This is a genomic window from Pseudomonas syringae, from assembly GCF_001698815.1.
GTDB classification, from domain to species: Bacteria; Pseudomonadota; Gammaproteobacteria; order Pseudomonadales; family Pseudomonadaceae; genus Aquipseudomonas; species Aquipseudomonas syringae_A.
This window is the reverse complement of record NZ_LGSI01000048.1, coordinates 50,896-68,515: the sequence shown is the minus strand read 5'-3', so window position 1 is coordinate 68,515 and position 17,620 is coordinate 50,896. Positions and strand designations below refer to the sequence as shown.

The 17,620-nt window shown below is 59.0% G+C and carries 15 protein-coding genes; 8 read left to right on the top strand and 7 right to left on the bottom strand.

The window, feature by feature from the left end:
- Positions 1–190: 190 nt before the first annotated feature.
- Complete coding sequence (locus tag AFK24_RS15220) at positions 191–1,402, top strand: YeeE/YedE family protein (protein WP_065833985.1); 1,212 nt, start codon at positions 191–193, stop codon at positions 1,400–1,402.
- A gap of 106 nt (positions 1,403–1,508) precedes the next feature.
- On the opposite strand, the gene tkt is transcribed toward AFK24_RS15220, so the two are convergent.
- On the bottom strand, positions 1,509–3,593 hold the full coding sequence (gene tkt / locus AFK24_RS15215) for a transketolase (RefSeq protein WP_065833984.1): 2,085 nt from the start codon (positions 3,591–3,593) through the stop codon (positions 1,509–1,511).
- Positions 3,594–3,833: 240 nt separating this feature from the next.
- Between tkt and AFK24_RS15210 the strand changes: the two genes are divergently transcribed.
- Positions 3,834–4,718: a bestrophin family protein gene (locus AFK24_RS15210; RefSeq protein ID WP_065833983.1), complete on the top strand. Its 885-nt coding sequence runs from the start codon at positions 3,834–3,836 to the stop codon at positions 4,716–4,718.
- Between the two features lie 162 nt (positions 4,719–4,880).
- Here the strand turns inward: AFK24_RS15210 and AFK24_RS15205 are convergent, their stop codons facing one another.
- The 3 genes from AFK24_RS15205 to AFK24_RS15195 all read right to left on the bottom strand — a co-directional run bounded on the left by AFK24_RS15205 (position 4,881) and on the right by AFK24_RS15195 (position 6,943).
- On the bottom strand, positions 4,881–5,198 hold the full coding sequence (locus AFK24_RS15205) for a hypothetical protein (RefSeq protein ID WP_065833982.1): 318 nt from the start codon (positions 5,196–5,198) through the stop codon (positions 4,881–4,883).
- Between the two features lie 2 nt (positions 5,199–5,200).
- A complete protein-coding gene (locus AFK24_RS15200) occupies positions 5,201–5,788 on the bottom strand; it encodes a hypothetical protein (RefSeq protein WP_065833981.1) in 588 nt (195 codons plus the stop codon).
- Positions 5,789–6,070: 282 nt separating this feature from the next.
- On the bottom strand, positions 6,071–6,943 hold the full coding sequence (locus tag AFK24_RS15195; RefSeq protein WP_065833980.1) for a LysR family transcriptional regulator: 873 nt from the start codon (positions 6,941–6,943) through the stop codon (positions 6,071–6,073).
- Between the two features lie 158 nt (positions 6,944–7,101).
- On the opposite strand from AFK24_RS15195, the gene AFK24_RS15190 reads away from it, so the two are divergent.
- From AFK24_RS15190 to AFK24_RS15170, 5 genes are read left to right on the top strand one after another with little or no spacing between them, the layout of a single operon-like run.
- Positions 7,102–8,139 (top strand): amino acid ABC transporter substrate-binding protein, encoded by a 1,038-nt coding sequence (locus tag AFK24_RS15190; RefSeq protein ID WP_065833979.1) that lies wholly within the window; start codon positions 7,102–7,104, stop codon positions 8,137–8,139.
- Between the two features lie 29 nt (positions 8,140–8,168).
- Positions 8,169–9,323 carry an amino acid ABC transporter permease gene (locus AFK24_RS15185; RefSeq protein ID WP_065833978.1) on the top strand — a complete coding sequence of 385 codons (1,155 nt, stop codon included), beginning with the start codon at positions 8,169–8,171 and terminating at the stop codon, positions 9,321–9,323.
- Positions 9,324–9,325: 2 nt separating this feature from the next.
- Positions 9,326–10,420, top strand: a complete 1,095-nt coding sequence (locus AFK24_RS15180; RefSeq protein WP_065833977.1) for an amino acid ABC transporter permease — start codon at positions 9,326–9,328, stop codon at positions 10,418–10,420.
- Positions 10,417–11,190, top strand: coding sequence for an amino acid ABC transporter ATP-binding protein (locus tag AFK24_RS15175; RefSeq protein ID WP_020291623.1), 774 nt, complete (start codon positions 10,417–10,419; stop codon positions 11,188–11,190). The genes AFK24_RS15180 and AFK24_RS15175 overlap by 4 nt, the downstream gene beginning before the upstream one ends.
- Positions 11,187–12,146 (top strand): isoaspartyl peptidase/L-asparaginase family protein, encoded by a 960-nt coding sequence (locus AFK24_RS15170; protein WP_240500392.1) that lies wholly within the window; start codon positions 11,187–11,189, stop codon positions 12,144–12,146. The genes AFK24_RS15175 and AFK24_RS15170 overlap by 4 nt, the downstream gene beginning before the upstream one ends.
- Before the next feature lie 72 nt (positions 12,147–12,218).
- Here the strand turns inward: AFK24_RS15170 and AFK24_RS15165 are convergent, their stop codons facing one another.
- The 3 genes from AFK24_RS15165 to aspA all read right to left on the bottom strand — a co-directional run bounded on the left by AFK24_RS15165 (position 12,219) and on the right by aspA (position 16,372).
- Positions 12,219–13,211, bottom strand: a complete 993-nt coding sequence (locus tag AFK24_RS15165; RefSeq protein ID WP_065833976.1) for an asparaginase — start codon at positions 13,209–13,211, stop codon at positions 12,219–12,221.
- Positions 13,212–13,266: 55 nt separating this feature from the next.
- Positions 13,267–14,718, bottom strand: coding sequence for an alanine/glycine:cation symporter family protein (locus tag AFK24_RS15160; protein ID WP_065833975.1), 1,452 nt, complete (start codon positions 14,716–14,718; stop codon positions 13,267–13,269).
- Positions 14,719–14,947: 229 nt separating this feature from the next.
- Positions 14,948–16,372: an aspartate ammonia-lyase gene (gene aspA, locus AFK24_RS15155; protein WP_065833974.1), complete on the bottom strand. Its 1,425-nt coding sequence runs from the start codon at positions 16,370–16,372 to the stop codon at positions 14,948–14,950.
- A 312-nt stretch (positions 16,373–16,684) separates the two neighbouring features.
- On the opposite strand from aspA, the gene AFK24_RS15150 reads away from it, so the two are divergent.
- Positions 16,685–17,596 carry a LysR substrate-binding domain-containing protein gene (locus AFK24_RS15150; RefSeq protein ID WP_065833973.1) on the top strand — a complete coding sequence of 304 codons (912 nt, stop codon included), beginning with the start codon at positions 16,685–16,687 and terminating at the stop codon, positions 17,594–17,596.
- Positions 17,597–17,620 lie beyond the last annotated feature (24 nt).

Below are 17,620 nucleotides of genomic sequence, written 5' to 3'. Positions count from 1 at the left end.
TGCGGGCGGTTTGGGCGGATTGAGGCTGGAATGCATTCCGTAGGACTGGCTTTAGCCGGGAGGAGGCCAGTCGATTCGCAGCAGCTGTATCGTCAGAACCTTCGCCCTCCCGGCTAAAGCCGGTCCTACGGGTCATCGGAGGGTTTAGCGCGATATACTCGCCGCCATCACCTTTCAACCGAGACTTCTCATGACTACTTCTCTTGCTGCGGCTCCCGCGCGCAAGCCGGGTGCGGCGTTGATCGCTGCGTTTCTGCTGTTGTTCGCGGCGATGTTTCTGCTCAGCAGTGTCGGCGTTCGCCAGGTGCTGTTGCTGATTGTCGGCGCGGCGCTGGGTTTGACTCTGTATCACGCGGCCTTTGGTTTCACCTCAGCATGGCGGGTGTTCATCCGTGAGCGCCGTGGCGCGGGGCTGCGGGCGCAGATGGTGATGTTGGCCATCGCCGTGGTGCTGTTCTTCCCAGCGTTGGGCGCAGGCACTTTATTTGGTCAGCCGGTCACCGGTCTGGTCGCGCCAGCTGGTGTGTCCGTAGTGTTTGGCGCGTTCATCTTCGGTATCGGCATGCAGATGGGCGGCGGCTGCGCGTCGGGCACGCTGTTTACTGCCGGTGGCGGCAATGCGCGGATGCTGGTGACGTTGCTGTTCTTCATCATCGGTTCGCTGATCGCCACGCATCACGTCGACTGGTGGTTCTCGCTGCCGTCGTTCCCGGCGACTTCCATCGTGAAAAGCTTCGGTGTGCTTCCGGCGCTGGTGCTCAGTCTGGCGGTGTTTGCGTTGATCGCCTTTGTCACCCTGCGCCTGGAAAAACGCCGTCACGGCCAACTTGAAGCCGCAGTCACCAGCGAACACGTCGGGTTGCGCCGCTTCCTGCACGGCCCATGGCCGCTGGTGTGGGGCGCGATTGGTTTGGCGCTGCTCAATTACGCGACGCTGGCACTGGCCGGGCGTCCTTGGGGGATCACTTCGGCCTTCGCCTTGTGGGGCGCGAAGGTGGCAGGCGGGCTGGGCGTGGATGTCGGCAGCTGGGCGTTCTGGCAGATGCCGGCCAACGCCAAGGCGCTGGCCGCACCAGTGTGGCAAGACATTACCAGTGTGATGGACATCGGGATCATGATCGGCGCGCTGCTGGCAGCCGGATTGGCGGGACGTTTTGCTCCGAACCTGAAGATTCCGGCTCGCTCGCTGCTGGCAGCGGTGATCGGCGGTCTGCTGCTGGGTTACGGCTCGCGTCTGGCTTACGGCTGCAACATCGGCGCGTACTTCAGCGGCATCGCCTCCGGCAGCCTGCATGGCTGGTTGTGGTTGGTGGCGGCGTACGTGGGGAACGTGGTCGGTGTGAAATTCCGCCCGTTCTTTTTTGTTGGCGAACGCCCGCAGGTGGCGTTGACGGGTTGCTGAGCAACACAATCTGTTGGAGCGAGGCTTGCCCGCGAAAAACCGATAACGCGGAGTGCCTGCTGTAGGGAGGCGAGGCCTTCGCGGGCAAGCCTCGCTCCAACGAGGTTTATTGAGCGATCTGCTCCTTTGCCAACTTCACAATGTTCTCCACGGTGAAGCCAAACCTGGCCTGCAGTTTGTCGATGGGCGCTGAGGCGCCAAAGGTGTTCATCACCACTTTGGCGCCAGTGTTGCCCACGTAGCGATCCCAGCCCATCGGGCCTGCCTGTTCCACAACGACGCGCGCAGTAACGCTGGGCGGGAACACGCTGTCGCGGTAGTTCTGATCCTGATCCTCGAACAATTCCCAGCTCGGCATCGAGACCACGCGTACGGCGATGCCTTTGGCTTTGAGCTGCTCGTAAGCCTGCACGGTCATGCCGACTTCACTGCCGGTGGCGATCAGAATCACCTGCGGTTCACCTTCTTGCGCATCGGCCAGCACGTACGCGCCTTGCGCGACACCTTCGGCCGACGCGTACTGGTTGCGATCCAATGTAGGCATCGGCTGCCGCGAAAGGATGATGCACGAAGGCCGGTTGGTCTGGGCGAGGGCGATTTTCCAGGCCTGCACGGTTTCGTTGGCATCGCCGGGACGCAAGGTCAGCACGCCCGGTGTGGCCCGCAATTGGGTGAGCTGCTCGATGGGTTGGTGCGTCGGGCCATCTTCGCCAACCCCGATGGAGTCGTGGGTGAAGACGAAAACCACCGGCAACTCCATGATCGACGCCAGACGGATCGGCGGTTTCATGTAGTCGCTGAACACCAGGAATGTCGACGTGTAAGGCCGCACGTAAGACAGCGCCATGCCATTGGCGATGGAGCCCATGGCGTGCTCGCGGATGCCGAAGTGCAGGTTGCGTCCGCTGTAGTCCTTCGCCGAATAACTGCCCGCACCATCAAATGTCAGGTTGGTCTTGGTCGAAGGCGAGAGATCCGCCGAGCCGCCCAACAGCCACGGGATTTTCGCCGCGAATGCATTGAGCACTTTGCCGCCGGACGCTCGGGTGGCGATGCCTTTGGCGTCGGTTTCGAACGTTTCCAGCTCATCCTGCCATTGCTCCGGCATCTCGCCAGCGCGCATGCGGTGCAATTGATCAGCCAGCTGCGGATCGCTGCGTTTCAGTTCGTTGAGCGTGCCTTCCCAGGCTTCGTAAGTGCCGGCGTTGCGGCGCACAAGGCTGTCGCGCAGGCAATCGCGGGCGTCTTCCGGGACGAGGAAACTGGAGTTCTCATCCCAGCCATAGAATTGTTTGGTCAGCTTGATCTCGTCCGCGCCCAGCGGTTCGCCGTGGGCGGCTGCGGTGTTGTGTTTGTGCGGCGAGCCGTAGCCGATCACGCTGTCGACCACGATCAGGGTCGGCGCATCGTCGGTCTGCTTGAAGACTTCGATGGCTCGGGCCAGCGCTGCGGTGTTGTTGGCATCGGTGACATGCAGGGTATTCCAGCCATAGCCTTCGAAGCGGGTCTGCACGTCTTCGCTGAACGCCAGCTCGGTGTGGCCTTCGATGCTGATGGTGTTGTTGTCGTAGATCCAGCACAGGTTGGACAACTTCAAGTGCCCGGCCATGGATGCGGCCTCGGCGGTCACACCTTCCATCATGTCGCCGTCGCCGCAAAGCACGTAGACGCTGTAATCGAAAAGAGTCTTCTGCGGGCGGTTGAAACGTTCCGCCAGCCAGCGCTCAGCCATGGCCATGCCGACGCTATTCGCGCAGCCCTGGCCGAGCGGGCCGGTGGTGGTTTCCACGCCAGTGGTCATGCGGTATTCCGGATGGCCGGGCGTCTTGGAGTCGAGCTGACGGAACTGCTCGATGTCTTCCAGGCTCACTGCCGGTTTGCCGGACGGATTGCCGTGTTCGTCGATTTCGATAACGCCTGCCAGATGCAGCAACGAATACAGCAGCATCGAGGCGTGACCGACCGACAGCACGAAGCGGTCGCGATTAGGCCAGTCGGGATGGTCAGGGTGATAACGCAGAAACTGGTTCCATAGCGTGTAGCCCACGGGAGCCAGCGCCATGGGCGTGCCAGGGTGGCCGGAATTGGCCTTCTGCACGGCATCCATGGCCAGTGTGCGGATGGTGTTGATACACAGTTGGTCGCGTGCGGTGCTTTGTTCGCTGGAGATTGACGTTGAAGACGAGCCCATTGAATTTACCCTCGGTGACGTGCTGCTGAACATCCAGATAAGTGTGGAGCACATCCGGGGGCGGTTTGTTCCTTGAAGTTTTTGTTTCCCGAAGCTGGGCGGCGAGTGGTCGTGTGTCACAGATTCGCGCAAAACTTAAACGATTCAGCGATTTGTGCCCCCGCGTGCGAACCATATGCCGCAAAGACATTCGAAGCAGGGTATCGGCGTGTATTACGCAGTAGCCACGAGGTAGCCCCATTGCAGCAAGCGATCATCGAGAAATACCGATTTCTGATTAAAACCATTGGCTACGTCGGCTGGTCGTTGTTCTGGCTGTTGATCTGGGACGTGATCGTCACGGTCGACTTCATGCTGTTCCTCGATCGCAAGATCAGCCTGCCCGCGCTGCCGCTGACGTTGCTGGGTTCGGCGCTGGTAGTGCTGACCAGTTTTCGCAATTCCAGTGCGTACAACCGTTGGTGGGAAGCGCGCACGTTGTGGGGCGCACTGGTCAACAATTCCCGCAGCTTTGCCAGACAGGTGCTGACGCTGATCGAGGATGACGGCGACATCAATCCGGCCAAAGCCGTGCTGCTGCGTCGGCATGTGGCCTACGTGAAATGCCTGTCTGCGCATTTGAAGGGCGGTTCGTGCGGTGATGACGTGCAGTCGCTGATCACCCGCGAGGAATATTCGCGGCGCCACGACACCAACAACTTCCCCAACGACGTGCTCAATGCGTCGGCTGCGCTACTCGCCAAGGAATATGACGCTGGCCGCCTGGACAGCATTCGCCTGGCGCGCATCGAGACAACGCTGGTGGAAATTTCCAACTGCCAGGGCGGCATGGAACGGATCGCCAATACCCCGTTGCCTTATCCGTACGTGGCGTTCCCGCGCCTGTTCATCAGCCTGTTCTGCGTGATCGTGCCGATTGGTCTGGTGGATACGCTGGGCTGGTTCACGCCGCTGGCCTCCACCGTGGTCGGCTTCATGCTGCTGGCCATCGAAAAAATCGGCACCGACCTGCAAAGCCCGTTCAGCGCCAGCGAACACGAAATCCAGATGACCGCGCTGTGCGACAACATCGAACGCAACCTGGATTCAATGCTCAGGGATGCGCGGGTGGAAAGTACGGTTTGAGTTGAAACGCCGCCCGCCCTTAACGTAGGAGGGGACTTGTCCCCGAAAGCGGTAGCTCAGGCGGCGTTAACCTTCCGGATTTCCGTCGTCAGGACAATCGCATTCGGGGACAAGTCCCCTCCTACAGGCTTAATATCCAGGCAGCGAGATAAACTGGAATTTTTAGATCCCCATGCCAGCCATTGCAACCCTGCTTTTATAGTTCAACAACACCCTCCCTCCACAGGCCTTGAATATTTTCGAGTCATCATTCAGTCGCTTTATAAATCTTGTTATCGCAGATTTGGCCAATTGTGATAACGCATTGCCGAATGTGACTGGCTCCGGGACAAGAATCATGGCGGCAGTACAGCTTCGCATCTCCCTCATTATTTCCATCACCAGATTCAGTAACTCCGTAGTCATCTCCCAGTTTTCAGCTTGAGGTCCGTACCAGGCGACAAGCACTTCTTTCAATTCTCTTTTATCTTTTTCATCCATGATTACAAACTCCGTTTTTTAATGCTTTGCAGAATCTCTATGGCTCGTTCCCGTGTCCCTTTCACGCTAATGAGATGAGTCGATTTGTCTGAAAAAATCAGGATGCGATATTCAGCGTCTGAGGCAGATCTTTCCTGGAATAGGGCTTTTACTTCGGGACCAATGCCGTATTTTGTCAGTTGGGTCTGACAATCAATTTTCAAATCTGAGCGCATGTTGCCGATGAGGTCTTGATCCGACTGGTTAAGATCCGCAATGTCATCGAGGCCGTATAAGTAACGATCAAGTTGGGCAGTGGATAAGCGGCGAGTTGTGAACTGTGAAAGTGTTTCATTGATACTGCTGCTTGGTATTAGCTGGTAGCTGATATATTCCTTTTTTGGGTAGGTAGCCATGACGCCATCAAATGCTAAAAGCGCGTCTGGTCGTTCAGTCAAGTCAAACTGGTACCGACCCGCAATAACACGTAGACCTTTACCCTGTTGGTAATCCAGTAGCTTTGAGTCTGGTGGCTTTAGAGCACAACTGTCAGCCCAGGCTGATGAGCTGGAAATTAAGGCGGCTATAGCAAGCAACGGCACTTTGCGCATCGATATTACCTCTCACAAGAGTGGTGAGAGTTTCTTTCTATATTGCAACCCATCGCCATAGGCTAATTCTGGATATAGCGTAGGAAATATCGCTTCTTGGTGAAAAGCTTAAGGTATTGATTGAGCGGCTTTAATTAGTCGAAGCTGCAACAGCAGCGGACCAAACCGATGCTGTAGGAGGGGACTTGTCCCCGAAAGCGGTAGCCCAGGCGGCGTTAACCTTCCGGATTTCCGTCGTCAGGACAATCGCATTCGGGGACAAGTCCCCTCCTACAGGCCGTCTCAGGAAATTCTCTGCCAGAACGCATCCGCCTCGGGGTTACGGTTGCCGCGCCAGCGGACGAGGATGACTTCCAGGTGATCGGACTGCATGTCTGGATACAGGCGGACTAACTCCTGGCGCTCGATCAAGGGCGCCACCATCGTGTGCGGCATGCAGGCGACGCCATGGCCGCTGGCGGCCATTGGCTTGAGCGCTTCGGAAACGGTCGCTTCGAACACTCGCCGCAAGCGATGCGGTTCAGGATGGCGCTCGATTTGAACGCGGGAGAGATCGTGCAGCTGGGCGCTGCGAGCGTAAGTCAGCCACGGAATGGGTTCGTCCGACGCCGCACAGCGTGCTGCCAGTTCGGGCGTTGCCACCCAATAAAGTTCGTCGTGCCCCAGCGATAACACTTCAAACTCACTCTGCCGCGAATACGGTTCTGTCTGCGCATCGCCATAAAACAGAATGAAGTCGCAGCGCCCCGACATCAGCGCCATGTAGTAATCGTCGGTGCTGCGGTAGCCGGTATCGATTCGGGTGAACATCGGGCTTTGCGGCGACGAGAATTGGCTGATCCAGTCAGGAAAGAAATTACACGCCAGGGTATGCAGCGACGCAAACGTCAGCGGCCGATCAAGGATCTTCACGCTTTGTTCGCAATCGCGCGCCAGGCGCACCAGCTCCAGCGCATTGGGCAGCAGCGCTTCACCGGCGGCGGTCAGGCGGATCGGGTTCTTGCCCCGATCAATCAGGGTCGCGCCCAGATACGCCTCGAGCAGTTGAATGCGCCGGCTGAGCGCTGACTGTGAAGAGCCGCGCATGCTGGCCGCTGCCGTGAATTTACCGGTGTCGGCCAGTGCAAGAAAATCCTGATACCAATCGATGTCCATCGTGTTATTCCAAAATTCGATAGCCTGTTCAGCATAGTGGATCAACAGTTACTAACGCATGCCTGTTTTCTGTCGTTATTGTGCTGGTAGTCGCCACCTGCCGATACGTCGTGGTTTTTCCCAATAAAAAAATTAAAACGCTGTAGAAGGGGCATGTTATGCAAAAACGGAATGGCCTAAAGAATTTTCTGACTTCATCAATGCTGCTGGTCAGCCTCGTGGGCGCTGCCGCCGCGCAGGCAGGTGTGCTGGATAAAGTGAAAGCCCATGGCGCGGTGCGTTGTGGTGTTGCCAGTGACAAACCAGGCTTTTCGTTGATCGACGACAAAGGCCAATGGACGGGCATGGATGTGGATCTGTGCCGTGCCGTAGCCGCTGCGGTGTTGGGCGACGCCAATAAAGTCGAATACATCGCGACTACCGCGAAGAATCGTTTCACAGCCCTGGCTTCCGGTGAAATCGACGTGCTTTCCCGCGCCACTTCCTGGACTGCTGATCGTGTTGCCAGCCTCGGTGTGGACTTCACCACCGTCTGGTTCTACGACGGCCAGGGTTTCATGACCCACGCCAAGGACGGTATCGCGAAACTCACTGATCTGGACGGCGCAACGTTCTGCCTGTCACCGGGCACTACCTCGGAGCAGAACCTTGAAGACTATTTCGGTCAGCGCGGCCTCACGTACAAAACCGTGATCATTGAAAAGAGCCCCGAGCTGTTTGCGGCCTTTCAAAGCGGACGTTGCAATGCCATCTCCAACGACCTGTCAGGTCTGGCTTCGCGCCGCGCGATCATGAACAACCCGCAGGACTACGCGCTGCTGCCTGAAGTCATTTCCAAGGAGCCGTTGGGCGCATTCGTGGCGCAGGGCGATACCGTCTGGCGCAACGTGGTGACCTGGACCGCCTATGCATTGATGACCGCCGAAGAGTTCGGGATCAGCTCGGCAAACGTCGATGAGATGCGCGACAAGAAAGGTGGATCCGCTGACGTTGCACGTTTGCTGGGCAAGGAAGGGACTGTTGGCAAATCCTTCGGTCTTGATAACGACTGGGCGTATCGGGCAATCAAGCAAGTGGGTAACTACGCGCAAATATATGAGCGCAATCTGGGCGAAAAAACCGTCCTCAACTTTCCCCGTGGCCTGAACCGCTCCTGGAAAGACCAAGGCTTGCTCTACGCGCCGCCTATTCGCTGATCGAATTACCACCGAACGGAATTACTGTCATGTGGACCCAACGCCTGCAGAGCGCTCGAGTGCTGAGCGTGCTGCAACAAGGGCTTGTGCTGGCCATTGTTGCAGCTGTCTTTTACCTGCTGGCGCACAACGCCAGCCTCAATTTGAAAGCGCTGAATATCGCCTCCGGATTTGGTTTTCTCGATGAGCGGGCCGGTTACGACATCAGCTTCAAATTGATCGATTACACCCCCAACGATACTTACGCTCGTGCGTATCTGGTGGGGCTGCTCAACACCTTGCTGGTGTCGGTGATGAGCATCGTGATGGCTACGGTGCTCGGTGTGGCGTTGGGCCTGTGCAAGGTTTCGGAGAACTGGCTGATCAGCCGTCTTGCTGGCGCCTGTATCGAATTTCTGCGCAACGTTCCGTTGGTGGTGCATCTGGTCTGGTGGTACGGGCTGGCGCTGGCATTGCCCGGCGTGCGGCAGGCAATTTCGTTGTTCGATGTGGCTTATTTGAGCAACAGCGGCTTGATGTTGCCGTGGCTGGCTCAGGGTTCGCTGGTCGGCTGGGGCGTGCTGTTGATGGTGACCGGCGCATTGTTGGCTTATGTCAGCTGCCGTGTGCGGGAAGCCAAGGCGCCCTGGCATGGTTTTGCCGGGCGTCGCTGGCCTTGGCTGCTGGCGGGTGCCGCGCTGTTGCCGCTGCTGGTCTACGCATTAAGCGATGCGCAGTTGACCTGGGAAGTCCCGGTCCGCAAAGGCTTCGGTTTCCACGGCGGCGTGGCGCTGGTGCCGGAGATGCTCGCCTTATGGTTGGCCTTGTCGTTCTACAGCGCCAGTTACATCGCTGAAACCGTGCGCGGCGCCATTCAATCGGTACAGCGCGGCCAGTACGAAGCGGCCAAGGCGCTGGGTTTCGAATACGGGTCGACCATGCGCCAGCTCATCGTGCCGCAAGCGGTTTATCCGATGATTCCGCAGATCACCAACACCTACCTGAACATCGTCAAGAACTCCTCGCTGGGTGTCGTGGTGGGTTTCATGGAACTGGTGTCGTCAACCGGCGGAACCACCTTGAACCAGACCGGGCAGGCCATTGAATGCATTGCCTTGGTCATGGGCACGTATTGCGTGATCAGTCTGCTGATTTCCATTGCGATGAATATCTACAACCACCGTATCAGCCTGCGGGGTCATTGAGGATGAACGCGATCAATCAAGCCGCCGCCGTACGCTTGCCGCCGCGCCAGCCTTTGCTGGTGCGCGCCCAGGTGTGGACCCATAAACATTTATTTCCCAGCATCGGCCACGGCTTGCTGACTGTGCTGGTGCTCGGCCTGTTGTTCTGGCTGGTGCCAAAAGCGCTCAGCTGGCTGATTTTTGATGCCACGTTCGTCGGTACCAGCCGCACGGAATGCAATCCTCACGGGGCTTGCTGGTTGCCCATTACCCAACGCTGGAACCTGTTCGTCTACGGTTTCTACCCAGAAGCCGAGCGGTGGCGGGTGACGCTCGCGCTGGTGCTGGCCGTCGCCGCGTTCGTGCTGCTGTTTTTCCGGCGTCTGGATCGTCGCGTGCTGATTGGCTATCTGGCCTTGCTGCCGCTGGTCATGTGGTGGCTGCTCAAGGGTGGCGCTGGCTTGCCGGAAATTTCATCGACCAAGTTTGCCGGGATGATGGTCACGGTGTTTCTCGGCACCGTGGGCATGATCTTCGCCTTGCCGCTGGGCATCCTGCTGGCGTTGGGGCGCCGGTCGAAGAAACCGGTGATTCGCATTTTGAGCGTGATGTATATCGAGCTGGTGCGCTCGGTGCCGGTCATTTCGTTGCTGTTCATGGCTTCGTTGATGATCCAGCTGTTCCTGCCACCGGGTTCGATGTTCGACATCCTGCTGCGGGTGCAGCTGGTCCTGATCCTGTTCACGGCGGCCTATATGGCGGAAACCCTGCGCGGCGGCTTGCAGAACCTGCCCAAGGGCCAATACGAAGCGGCGCTGGCGTTGGGGTTCGGCTACTGGAAAACCATGGGCCAGATTGTTTTGCCGCAAGTCTTGAAGCAGTCGATTGCACCGCTGCTGACGCAGTTCATCGGCCTGTTCAAGGAAACCACGCTGGTGATGATCGTGGGTGTGCTGGATATCGTCGGCATCGCCATGAGTACGGCGGCCGCACCGGAATGGGTGGGCTATGGCCATGAGATCTACATCTTCCTGGCGATTTATTTCTTCGTCGTCTGCTTCGCACTGTCGCGCTATGCACGGCACCTTGAAAAGAAACTGGAACAGAACCGCTCATGACTGATCATCGCGAGACTGACGCAGCGCCCATCGTGCGCATCGAAAACCTGAACAAATGGTACGGCAACGCTCATGTGCTCCGGGACATCTCCCTCTCGGTCAAGCCAGGCGAAAAGGTCGTGATCTGCGGGCCTTCGGGTTCGGGGAAATCCACCTTGATCCGCTGCATCAATCAGCTGGAACATCACCAGCAGGGCGTTATCGAGGTGCTGGGCGAAGTACTGGACGACAACGTGAAGCGGCTGGAGCGGATTCGTCGCCAGGTCGGTATGTGTTTCCAGCATTTCAATCTGTTCCCTCATCTGACCGTGCTGAAAAACTGCACATTGCCGCAAACCTCCAACCTCGGTGTGCCGCAGGATGAGGCGATTGAGCGCGCGCTGACGTTGCTGGACAAAGTCCAGATGCGCGCCCATGCCAACAAGTTTCCTTCCCAGCTGTCCGGCGGCCAGCAGCAACGCATCGCCATCGCCAGGGCGCTGTGCATGCAGCCCAAAGTCATGTTGTTCGATGAGCCGACCTCTGCCCTGGACCCGGAAATGATTGCCGAAGTCCTGGAGGTCATGACCGGTCTTGCCCAGGACGGCATGACCATGATCTGCGTGACCCACGAAATGGGCTTCGCCCGCAAAGTGGCGGATCGCGTGGTGTTCATGGATCAGGGTGAAATTGTCGAGCAAGCCACCCCGGAACGCTTCTTCTCGGCACCCGAATCAGAGCGTACCCGACGCTTTCTCAATCAGATTCTCGATCACGGAGTCCATGCATGATGGCCAATCCAATCGCTATCGCGCTGCATGGCGGCGCAGGCGTGCTGACCCCCGGTCTGTTAACCGTGGGCGACGAAAACGCGATTCACGACGCCTTGTTGCGTGCATTGAAAGCCGGTCTGGTAGTGCTGGAGCAGGATGGCAGCAGTCTGGACGCCGTGCAGGCTGCGGTCATCGAGCTGGAAGAATGTCCCTGGTTCAATGCGGGCAAAGGTGCGGTCTTCACCCATGCGGGCGATCACGAGCTGGATGCGGCGATCATGACCGGCGGCAATCGTGAAGCTGGCGCGGTGGCGGGCATTCATAACGTGCGCAACCCGATTCTGGCGGCGCGGGCGGTAATGGAACACAGCGAGCACGTCTTGCTCGCGGGTGTTGGCGCGGACAGTTTTCTTGCCGAGCAGAACCTGGAGCGGGTCGACAACGATTGGTACGACACCGATCTGCGCCGTCGGCAGTGGGAGATGCAACGCCAGCAGCCGAATAGCGTTTCTCTGGAGCCGGGCGGCATCGACAAGAAGTTCGGGACCGTAGGTGCGGTTGCCCTGGATCGCCATGGCCACGTCGCAGCGGCCACCTCCACGGGCGGTATCACCAACAAGCGTTATGGACGAATCGGCGACTCACCTTTGATTGGTTCCGGCACCTGGGCCGATAACCGCAGCGCAGCCATTTCGGCGACCGGGCACGGCGAGTTTTTCATTCGCACGGTGGTCGCGCACAACATCGCGTCCCGCGTGCTGTTGGCTGGCGAAGACCTTCACACTGCTTGCGATACCGTTGTCTCTGGCGAACTGAAAACCATGGGCGGCAATGGCGGGGTCATCGCAGTCTCTCCTTCAGGTGAGACTGTGCTGAGCTTCAATACGCCGGGCATGTATCGGGCATGGCGGGATGCCGAGGGGCATCTGCATACGGCGATTTATGCCGAGGATGATCGCTGTCACCGCACTTGAGTTGCATGCGGTAAAAGACTGCGCGGAGCCAGGGACAATCGCTGTGTCCCTGGCTGCTGGCAATCCTGCTGTTTAACGCAGTTCCCCACACAAATCCCGCTCAACCCACTGCCGCAGCTGTTCGGTGTCCAGCCCCGAGCCCAGCAATGCATGCAGTTTGCCCAGCGCCGCTTCGCGGGTCATACCGCCGCCGGAAAGCACGCCGACCCCACGCAACAGGCTGCCTGCTTCGTAGACGTCCAGTTCGACGCCACCTTCATGGCATTGAGTGATCGCCACGACACAGATCCCACGACGGTAGGCCCGCTCGAGGCTGGCAAGGAACTGCGGATCGTTGCCAGGACCGGTGCCGCTGCCGAAGCATTCCAGCACCAGCCCCTGAATGCCGCTTTCGATCATGGCATCCACCTGGGCGGCGCCAATACCGGGGAACAGTGGCAGGACGGCAACGCTGGCCAGGGTTTTTGGCTGACGGTAATGCAGTTGTGCAGGGCGCGGATCGGCTGACTCGCCGCCATGAGAACGATTCAGCGCAGCGAAAGGATGACGCCCAAAGCTGCGGATTTTCGCGCAGCGCGTCGGCGCCAGCAGCTCGCCATGGAAGTACAGATGCACTCCCGGCGCGAGCCCATTACCCAGGGCGAGCAGGGCACAGTTGACGTTTTCCCAGGCATCGCTGCCCGGCGCGCCCGCTGGCAGCATGGACCCGGTGAAGACCACCGGAGCGTCGAGACCCAGCAACTGGAAGCTCAGCGCCGCCGCACTGTAGGCCAGGGTATCGGTGCCATGCAGCACCAGCACCGCGTCGTAGCCATCGACATCAACGGCTTCAACCACCGCCTCGCGCAGGCGCAGCCAGTAGGACGGCGTCATGTTGGCGCTGTCGATCAGCGGTGACATCTCGCGAAAGTGCCACTGCGGGACGATCAGCTCGGGCTGTGCGGCCAATTGCTCGGCCATCCGCGCGTCAAAGCCCGAAGCCGGAGCCAGGCCGTTGGCACTGGCTTGCATGCCAATCGTGCCGCCGGTGTAGAGGACCATCACGTTTCGAGCTTCGCGATGCATACGCTTTTTCTCCAATGATCAAACAAACGGCAGGCCGACAAAGCCTGCCGGATGATTAACGGGCGTCAGTGACGGGCTTGCCGACAACTGCCGTTTCGGCTTCAGCCTGGACGGTCGGGTTTTTCGGCCAGGCCTTGAGGTCCAGATCCAGATCCGGGAACTTGCTCGAATCGAACACTGGGGTCTTGATCCCCGCCTTACGCTGGCCGTCGTAGTCCCGCAGGATACGCATCCCCACTTTAAACAGCATCGCCAACGCAATCAGGTTAACGAAGGCCAGCAAGGTCATGGTGATGTCGGCGAACGCAAACACAGTACCGAGGTTTTCCACGGCGCCCCACATGATCAGCACCAACACCAGCGCACGATAGCCGATCAGCGCCTTGCGGCTCTCGCCGATCAGGAAGCGCAGGCTGTTTTCGCCCAGATAGTAGTTGTAGAGGATTGAAGTGAACACGAACAACGCCAGCGCGACGCTGATGAACATCCGGCCCCAATCACCGACCACGGCCGCCAGAGAGTTCTGGGTCAGGGCGATGCCATTGCCTTCAAAGCCTGGCGTGTAGAAACCCGAGAGCAGAATCAGCAACGCAGTACAGGTGCAGATCACGAAGGTATCGAGGAACACGCTGAACGCCTGAACCACGCCTTGCGCCACCGGGTGCTCGACCTGTGCCACGGCAGCCACGTTGGGCGCGCTGCCCAGACCGGCTTCGTTGGCGAACACGCCGCGCTTGACGCCCATCACGATGGCGCTGCCGATCAGGCCGCCGAATACCGGGTCCAGACCGAAGGCGCTCTTGACGATGGTTTCCAGCATGGCCGGAACGTGGTCGAACTGCAGCACGATGACGTAAATGGTGACGGCGATGTAAACCAGCGTCTTGACCGGAACCAGCAAGTCAGCGATGGCCGCAATACGTTTGATCCCGCCGACAAACACCAGACCCAGCAACGCCGCCAGGGCAATACCGGTCTTGAGTGGATCAATGCCGAATGCAGCGTTCAGCGAGTCGGTCACGGCGTGCGATTGCAGGCCGTTGAACGCGAAGCCGAAGGTCACCAGCAGCAAAACCGCCATGACCATGCCCAACCAGCGTTTGCCCAGACCGTGCTGGATGTAATACGACGGACCGCCGCGATACTGGCCTTCGGAGTCGCAACGTTTATACAGCTGACCCAGCGAGCACTCGAAGAAGCTGCTGGCCATGCCGACCAGTGCGGTGACCCACATCCAGAACACGGCCCCCGGGCCGCCCATGGTTACGGCGATACCGACACCGGCGATGTTCCCTGCGCCGACCCGGCCGGCAAGGCTGAGCATCAATGCCTGGAATGAACTGAGCTGGCCTGAACTGCTGCGCAGGCTGTCTCGAAAAACGGCAAACATGTGAAAAAAGTGGCGGAACTGCACGAAACGCGAACGAATCGTGAAATAGCTGCCTAGCCCTACGATCAGTACGATCAGCACTTTGCCCGAGAGGAAGTCGTTAATGACTTCAAGCATAGGTAAATCCTCGATGTTGTTTTTAGGGGGCGCGCACTATACCGGTGCGCTGATCTTGCGTCTGCAATCGTTTTCCTTTTCGTAAAGCACTGACTTCCTTGAGGTTTGTAGTCACTTTCGGTTTTGCGGGTAAAAAAAAGGGTCCTGGAGAATGATCTCTGGACCCTCAAAAGGGAGAGGGGTGTCTAGGCCCTCAGCCTGGTGAGCGTGGTGCGTAAAACGGATTGCGTTATGCCTTCAGAGGCACAAGGCGTGGAGCGATCATGTTTTCCGGACGCAGGATGTCGGCCAGCATGGCGTCATCGAGCAAGCCTTCTTCGCGCACCAGTTCCAGAACGCCCCGACCGCTTTCGAGGGCAATTCGGGCGATGCGGGTGGCGTTTTCGTAACCGATGTAAGGGTTCAGCGCGGTGACCAGCCCGATGGAGTGTTCCACCAGTTCGCGGCAGCGTGCTTCGTTGGCGGTGATGCCGACGATGCAATGCTCGCGCAGCATGTCCATGGCGCGTTGCAGCAGGCGGATCGAGTCGAAAATCTTGTAGGCGATCAGCGGCTCCATCACGTTGAGCTGCAACTGGCCACCTTCAGCCGCCATGGTCAGCGCCAGGTCGTTGCCGATGATTTCGAAGGCCACCTGATTGACCGCTTCCGGAATAACCGGGTTGACCTTGCCGGGCATGATCGAGCTGCCGGGCTGGCGCGCTGGCAGGTTGATTTCGTTGATGCCGGTGCGTGGGCCGCTGGACAGCAGGCGCAAGTCATTGCAGATCTTCGACAGCTTGACCGCAGTACGCTTGAGCATGCCGGAGAACAGCACGAAGGCGCCCATGTCGGAGGTGGCTTCGATCAAGTCGGCAGCCGGAACCAGCGGTTGACCGCTGATAGTCGCCAGGCGTGAAACCGCCAGATGCTGATAGCCCGGATCGGCGTTGATGCCGGTGCCGATGGCCGTGCCGCCCAGGTTCACTTCGGTGAGCAGCTCCGGCGCGAGACTGCGCAGGCGGTTCAGGTCTTCGTTGAGCGTGGTGGCGAAGGCGCGGAATTCCTGGCCGAGGGTCATCGGCACAGCGTCCTGCAACTGGGTGCGACCCATTTTCAGGACATGGTTGAATTCCTGGCCCTTGGCCGCGAACGCCTGAATCAGGCTGTCGAGGCTGGCGAGCAGGGCGTCGTGACCCAACAGCAGACCCAGGCGGATGGCCGTCGGGTACGCATCGTTGGTCGACTGCGCCATGTTTACGTCGTTGTTCGGGTGCAGCTGGTTGTAATCGCCTTTCTCAAGGCCCATCGCTTCAAGGGCGATGTTAGCGATCACTTCGTTGGCATTCATGTTGGTCGAAGTGCCAGCGCCGCCTTGAATCATGTCCACCACGAACTGATCGTGGAAATCGCCACGGATCAAACGCGCACACGCCTCGCTGATCGCTGCATGCTTGGTCGCATTGAGGTGGCCCAGCTGATGGTTGGCATCGGCTGCTGCCTGCTTGACCATCGCCAGCGCGACAACCAGCTTCGGGTAGTGGGAAAGCGGAACGCCGGAGAGGTGAAAGTTGTTCACCGCTCGCAGGGTCTGAATACCGTAATACGCGTCAGCGGGTACTTCGAGAACACCAAGCAGGTCTTTTTCGATGCGCGATGATGCAGGCGAGGACATGATAGAGATAATCTCAAAAAGGGCATGGGACATGCCGGAGCGCTTCGAATACTGGGCTTTCAGGCTAAACTTGACCAATGCTGTTAACCGCTGGCCCATGCACAAACGGCATAATGTGCGTGTGACGCGCAAGATGTGACGAACGTGTGAACGAGGTGGTGACCTGCCTCCGGGGAATTGTGGGAGCGAATTCATTCGCGAATCGGTGGCGCAGCTGCGAAATTTTTGTCGCTTCTACTGACGCCTTCCCGGATGAATCCGGTCCTACAGGTTTTGTGTTGATTTCAATAAGTAAACGGCTCTGGAGAACCCATGAATCTGGAAAGCAAATGGCTCGAGGACTTCAGTGCCCTGGCCGCTACTCGCAGCTTCTCCCAGGCTGCCGAGCGGCGCTTCGTTACGCAGCCGGCGTTCAGTCGGCGCATTCGCAGCCTTGAGGCCGCGTTGGGGCTGACGCTGGTCAATCGCTCGCGCACGCCCATTGAGTTGACCGCCGCCGGCCAGCTGTTTCTGGTCACGGCGCGCACCGTGGTCGAGCAATTGGGCGAGGTCCTACGGCATTTGCACCATCTGGAAGGCGGCCAGGGTGAAGTCATGCAGGTTGCCGCCGCGCACTCGCTGGCGCTGGGCTTCTTCCCGCGCTGGATTGCCCAGTTGCGCAACGAAGGCTTGAATATCGCAACCCGACTGGTCGCAACCAACGTCGGTGATGCGGTGCATGCGCTGCGTGAAGGTGGCTGCGATCTGATGCTGGCGTTCTACGATCCCGACGCCGCGCTGCAAATGGACGCCGAGATTTTCCCCTGGCTGCACCTTGGGGATACGCAGATGCTGCCGGTCTGCGCGGCCGACGCTGAGGGCAAGCCGCTGTTTGATCTGGAAGGCGAAGGCAGCGTGCCGTTATTGGCCTACAGCGCGGGCGCTTTTCTGGGCCGTTCGGTGAATCTGCTGTTGCGTCAACGCAGCCTGCGCTTCACCACGGTCTACGAAACAGCCATGGCCGACAGCCTGAAAAGCATGGCCCTCGAAGGTCTGGGCATCGCGTGGGTGCCGCAGTTAAGCGTGCGTGCCGAACTGGCGCGGGGCGAACTGGTAGTCTGCGGCGGCGCGCAATGGCATGTGCCGCTGGAAATTCGCCTGTACCGCTGCGCGCTGGTGCGCAAGGCCAACGTGCGCCTGCTTTGGCGCAAACTGGAAGGCGGCGCTGCTCAGGAGCAGAGCTGAAGCGGGCCGCTCGATTGCCATGCA